The following is a 1,215-nucleotide window of genomic DNA, read 5'->3' as shown; positions in this document are numbered from 1 at the left end:
GTGGTCCGGGTCAAATGCTAATGCATGGTCGGCCTTCGATCTACTGGAATGAAGACCTCGGGCGCGGGCGCCCGATATCCGAGGGCACTATGCGGCCGGTCCATGTTGCAGTGTTTTCGCCATCTTTCGATGAGGATTTGCGCCTCCCTCAACGAGCAGAAGACCTCGCCATTTAGCAGCTCATCCCGGAAGCGCGCATTGAAGCTCTCGCAATGGCCGTTCTCCCAAGGTGACCCCGGCTCGATGCAGGCGGTCTTTGACCCCACCAGCTCGATCCAGTCGCGGACCTTCTGCGCGGTGAACTCGGGGCCGCTGTCGGACCGGATGAACCGTGGCGGGCCGCGCTGGATGAAGAGGTCCGTCAGCGCGTCCACGACATCGGTGGAGTTCAGTCGCCTGCCGACACGGATCATCAGCGCCTCCCGCGCATGCCCGTCGAGGATGCTGAGCGTCCGGCAGGCGCGGCCATCACTGGTCCGGTCCTGCACGAAGCCGCAGGACCGGACGTGGTTGGGCTGCCCGGGCTTCAGCCGCACGCAGGAGCCGTCGTTCAGCCAGAGCCGGCCGCGTTTCTTCTGCTTGTGTGGGACCTTGAGCCCTTCGCGCCGCCAAATGCGCGCCACCCGCTCGTGGTTGACCTGCCAGCCCGCCCGGCGCAGCAGCGCGGCGGCCCGGCGGCAGCCGCAGCGGCCATGCTCCCGGGCCAGCTCGATGACGTCGGCGGTCAGCCGCGCCTCATCTTCCCGGCCCTGGGGCGGCTTGCGCTGCGTGGAGCGATGTCGGCCGAGCACACGGCAAGCGCGGCGCTCGGAGATGCCGAGTGTCTGGCGCACATGCTCCACGCACTTGCGGCGGCGCGAAGGGCTTGGAAGTTGCCCTGAGCCGCCTCGGTCAGGATCAGCTTCCCGAGCGTCAGGTCGGACACCGCCCGCCGCAGCCTCAGGTTCTCCTTCTCGAGATCCATGAGCCGCGACAACTGTGCCCGGTTCATCCCGCCATGCTGCTTCCGCCACCGATACAACGTGTGCGGCGATATCCCGATCTGGCGCACCGCATCGGCCATCGACAGGCCCTGGCCATGCAGCACCTCGACCTGGCGCAGTTTGGTGACAATGTCTTCCGGCTTCTCACGCTTTCCGGCCATTCCGCAGTCTTCCTGTCCACCGAAATCCAACCGGACTTCACGCATCGTGGGTGGACCACTTCAAAGGGGCT

General features: G+C 66.3%; 1 protein-coding gene. It reads right to left on the bottom strand.

The genetic code is table 11. The annotated features are described in order from the left end of the window. Positions 1 to 17: 17 nt before the first annotated feature. Positions 18 to 1,144 (bottom strand): IS3 family transposase gene (locus HCC78_RS32640; RefSeq protein ID WP_172332833.1). Its coding sequence is split into 2 segments (ribosomal slippage): positions 18 to 880 and positions 880 to 1,144, totalling 1,128 coding nucleotides; the frame shifts between segments, so codons are not numbered across the junction. Between the last annotated feature and the right edge of the window lie 71 nt (positions 1,145 to 1,215).

The organism is Mangrovicoccus sp. HB161399 (assembly GCF_013184745.1).
GTDB lineage: Bacteria > Pseudomonadota > Alphaproteobacteria > Rhodobacterales > Rhodobacteraceae > Mangrovicoccus.
Note: the sequence above shows the minus strand (reverse complement) of the source record. Positions and strands in the feature narration are given on the sequence as shown.